Genomic DNA, 4226 nt, shown 5'->3' with positions numbered 1-4226 from the left:
CCCAAAATGGCCAGCCGAACTTCCCGATCCAGCCGGGATCCCGATCCGTAGGGATCCTCGGAGGGGGGCTCCAGTCTTTGTCCCAGCGGGGGCATTGCCATGATGCCCGGCTGCATGCCAGTACTGCTGACCCAGATTTTGAAGCGATCCACCGTTGTCTCCGCGTCTTCGGGCAGTTGCATCTGCAGCAGGTAGCGAGGGCCAGAGCCGACTAGCACACTTTCACTAGGGCGCAGGCGGGCAGGAAAGTCCGGCTGGTAGGGATAGACTAAACCGACGCTGCACTGCCGTTCGTCAAAGACTGTTACATAGACGTGCACTGGAGTGAGAGCCCTGTTGCGCAGGGCGATGGCGAGGTTGCGGCCTGCTTGAATTTGCACCTGTCCCTGGGGATCCCGCGGCAGGGGGCTGACTTCGGCAGGGGTAGAGCCACTGGCCGGCGTTTCCAGTTGCAGAAACTCTACTTCCAGAACACTGCTCAAAGCATCGCTGGCAGGTTGCAGGTTGAGGAGGTTGTCGAAGGCGGCCACATGTTCCAGCAGCCGCACCAGCTTGCGAGGTAGAGCCTGCGGCTTTTTTACCGGGATCCGAAAGGCCGCCAGCGCCCCCTCTTCCTCCCGTCGGTAGAAGTGGTAGATGGCATCGGGCAGCATCTCTACCCGCAAGTCCGCTGCTTCCGGGTCAGTGTACGTCAGAAGCGGCGAGGCCGGCAGAGCCGCCAACAACTCGGCAACAGGCATTTGCGCTTGGCTGGGATCCGCACAGGTGAAGGCCACCCGCAACGGCTGAAACCGGACGGCAGACATGGGCGATCCTCAAAAAAAATCTCGTGATCCAGATCTACCGGATCCGCAGACCCAGCTCCAGCTTTGTCCTAGGCTGTAACGGCGAAGCATGGCAACCCATCGTAAACTACCCGGCTCCGACTGCTAAGCGGTACGGAGCGGGCTTTCTGTAGCCCTGCAGTTGGCAAGCCAACCACGGACCTCCAGGCTGGTTATTGCCTTGAGGGAGGTGCTTGCTTTCTGCTCAGGCAAACCGCTATGCTACCGCCCAGATTGAGGCATCTTTCTGTGGCAAGTCAGCAGCTTCGGGTCTATGTCCCCTCTCACCCGCTCATTAAGCACTGGTTAGCCGTGGCTCGCGATGTGGAAACCCCCACGCCTTTGTTTCGCAGTGCTCTATCGGAGCTGGGCCGCTGGCTAACCTACGAGGCGATGCGGGAGTGGATCCCAACTCAGGCGGTGCAGGTGCAAACTCCTCTGGAACCTGCTGCAGCAGAAGTTATCGCCCCCAACACGCCGCTGGCCATCGTGCCCATTTTGCGGGCTGGCCTGGCCATGCTGGAAGGCTGTCAGGCTCTCTTGCCCCAGGCACGGGTTTTTCATGTGGGCCTGGTGCGGGACGAGGAGACGCTGCAGGTGAGTTGTTACCTCAATCGCCTGCCAGAGCGGATCCCGGAGCAGATGCGCATTCTCATCCCTGAGCCGATGTTGGCTACTGGCGGCACCTTGCTCTGGGTCTTGGATGAGCTGAAAAAACGAGGAGCGGATCCCAGCTTAGTGAGAATTGTGAGTGTCTTGGCCGCTCCGCCGGGGTTGCAGCGGCTGGGATCCCATTACCCAATGGTGCAAATTTTCTGCGCCATGATTGACGAGCGTCTAAACGACCGAGGGTTTATCCTGCCTGGGTTGGGAGATGCTGGGGATCGCGCTTTCGGCACCTGATCCCTCAAAGGAATCGCGAGCCAAGAGGCTTGCTCTGTCGCTAGGATCGGCTGGGCATGGCAGCAGAGCGTAACATTTGGCATCAATTGCCTCAGTGCCGCTCTGGGTGCTTCACTTCTGTCAAGGCTGTTGGATGATGGGAATGCTGGCCGCTTGAGCCCCAAGGCCTGCCTCAGGGATCCGGCTTGCGCTCCTCGGGCCAGAGGCTGTTTGATCTGGCTAATTGACTGGTGCCAGCGCCTTTTCCTTTCCTGGACCTATGCGACTTGTCCTCACCAGTTTGGATGGCAGCCTCCTAGATCCCCAGTCCAACAGCTATGGCTCTGCCCGACAAGCTTTAGCGGCTCTGGAGCGCCGCTCCATTCCCTTGGTGCTCTACAGCCTACGTACCCGCGCCCAACTGGAACATCTGTGTCAGCAACTGCGCCTGGAGCATCCCTTCATCTGCGAGGACGGTTCCGCCATTTACGTCCCCGAACATTACTTTCCCGCAGGGATTTTGGACGAGCGCTGGCAACACTGCTCTCCCTACTACGTGTGTGCCCTGGGATTGCCCTACTCCTGCTTGCGCCACATTTTGCAACAGGTGCGTCAAGATTGCCACTTGGATCTCATTGGGTTTGGGGATTGGACAGCCTCGGAGCTCGCTGCCGCCACTGGGATCCCTTTGGAGGAGGCAGAACGGGTGCAACAGCGGGAATATAGCGAGATTTTCAGCTATTCCGGGGATCCAGCCACCCTAAAAGCGGCCTTCGCCCAGCAAGAGGCCACCCTCAGCCAGCACCAGTTGCGGCTGCGTCAGCTCCACCTTCCCAGCCCTTCGCACTGGTATCTCACTGGCTGGAAGTGGATGCATTCAACCCCAGCAGCCAGTTTCTGGCCTGGAGAAGAGGCGGTGCGGTTGCTTCTAGACTGCTACCAGAGACACTTGGGCCCGGTCAGGGCTCTGGGCATTGGCTGTTCCCTGCCCGATCTGGCGTTTTTGCGCTGGGCGGAGCGGAAAGTCGTGCTTCCCAGCCCAATTGCGGATAGCCTCTGGAAGGAGGCCGTTCACCTCGGTGGGCCAGAGGTTCAGACCCAGTGGCAACTGGCCCGGCTCCCCGGCCCTGAAGGATGGAACGAAGTGGTGTTGACGTGGTTGGAGGAAACTGATCGTGGTGATGAATAAAAGCAGTGGACAGACTGCCGCCGTGGGATGCCTGCTGAGCTTGGTGCTGGGACTGCCCGCCTCTGCCCAGCCGCCTATGAATCTGCTCACCGGGGAGCCGACAGTGGCCCAACTCAAGGCAGATGCAGCCCGCTACCTGCAGATGGGCTTTCACACCCTAGCCATCAATGCCTACCGGGCCGCCCTTGAGCTGGAAGACAAAACCAGGGTTCTTCCCAGCGAGCGGGATCCCGACGTACCTTTTAACCTTGGCCTGATCTACGCCCGTCAGGGCAACCTCCCAGAGGCGCGAGCCGCCTTCCAACGCTCAGTGGAGGTGGATCCCACAAGTTTCAAGGCCCGCTACCAACTGGCTTTGGTGGATCTCAAATTGGGGAACCTCGTGCAAGCCAAAGAGCAGCTCACTCTCCTGGCCCACGCCGCCCGCAGCAACCCCGAAACCTATAGCCACATCCAGTCCCTGCTGGCCCCCTTGGAGCCGGTTCCTCTGCCTGGCCAACAGACTAACAACCCCGCCCCCCCCCTAACTATCGATTCGGAGGGGGACAAATTTGCGCTTGAAGTCGAGAAAAACCAAAAAGTTGCCCCGCCAGAAGCAACTCTAGAAAAGCAGCCAGAAGAAGAGAAACCTCTCTCGGCCTTGCAGCGGCTACGGCGGCGGAAGTTGGACTAGGATCCCTCCCTGTCCAAACCAGCAAGCAATTGGGAATAGATAGCTACGGCTCAGGAAGAAGAGCCGACCATGCCCAGAGGACTGTTGCGAGTGCGGCTCTCCCTAGCGGGTCTGGCACTCAAGGCGGGATTAAAAAGGATTAAAGGAAGAAAGCTGGTATTAAACAGTACTTTTCTAACCTACGGGAGCAGCGGTAGAATCCTTCCGGCAAGGTAGCAAAGACGGGATCCCTTCATGAAAGATTTCTACCGCGAGCTGGAAATAAAGCCCGACGCGACCCTTGAAGAAATTAAAGAGAACTACAGGCGGCTTGCCAAAGAGTATCACCCGGATCGTCTCCCTCCCGGTACACCGGACAAGGCTCGACAATACATTGAAGAAAAATTTAAGTCGATTCAAGAGGCCTACACGATACTCAGTGACCCTGTCAAGCGAAAAGCCTACGACTCTCAAAGGGCTTCCCAGGCTCCGCAGACCAAAGGGAGCGAGTATAGCCCAGGCCTGAAAGCCAAACCCAGCTATAGCACCCAAGACGGCAGCACTTGGCCGTTCGACCCTGACAAGATACAGAAAGCTGCAAAGGAAATAGAGCGTCGCAAGGAAAGTATCGAAGTTAACTACAATCAAAAGATAGAGCAAGTGAAGTCTGAGCTAAGGA

5 protein-coding genes are annotated in these 4226 nt (G+C 58.3%); 4 read left to right on the top strand and 1 reads right to left on the bottom strand.

Features of this window, described 5'->3' with window-relative positions; all coding sequences use genetic code 11:
* Positions 1-806, bottom strand: an 806-nt coding sequence (locus tag NW863_RS12395) for a hypothetical protein (protein WP_414366720.1), incomplete at its 3' end; no start/stop codon positions are given.
* Positions 807-1043: 237 nt separating this feature from the next.
* On the opposite strand from NW863_RS12395, the gene upp reads away from it, so the two are divergent.
* The 4 genes from upp to NW863_RS12375 all read left to right on the top strand — a co-directional run.
* Positions 1044-1727 carry a uracil phosphoribosyltransferase gene (upp, locus tag NW863_RS12390; RefSeq protein WP_414366718.1) on the top strand — a complete coding sequence of 228 codons (684 nt, stop codon included), beginning with the start codon at positions 1044-1046 and terminating at the stop codon, positions 1725-1727.
* A 259-nt stretch (positions 1728-1986) separates the two neighbouring features.
* On the top strand, positions 1987-2895 hold the full coding sequence (locus tag NW863_RS12385; protein ID WP_414366717.1) for an HAD hydrolase family protein: 909 nt from the start codon (positions 1987-1989) through the stop codon (positions 2893-2895).
* Positions 2888-3568 carry a tetratricopeptide repeat protein gene (locus NW863_RS12380; RefSeq protein ID WP_414366715.1) on the top strand — a complete coding sequence of 227 codons (681 nt, stop codon included), beginning with the start codon at positions 2888-2890 and terminating at the stop codon, positions 3566-3568. Before NW863_RS12385 ends, NW863_RS12380 begins: the two co-directional genes overlap by 8 nt.
* A gap of 234 nt (positions 3569-3802) precedes the next feature.
* A partial coding sequence (locus tag NW863_RS12375) for a DnaJ domain-containing protein (RefSeq protein WP_414366713.1) occupies positions 3803-4226 on the top strand: 424 nt, incomplete at its 3' end.

It is taken from the genome of Synechococcus sp. B60.1, from assembly GCF_047462555.1.
Taxonomy (GTDB): Bacteria; Cyanobacteriota; Cyanobacteriia; order Thermostichales; family Thermostichaceae; genus Thermostichus.
Note: the sequence above shows the minus strand (reverse complement) of the source record. Positions and strands in the feature narration are given on the sequence as shown.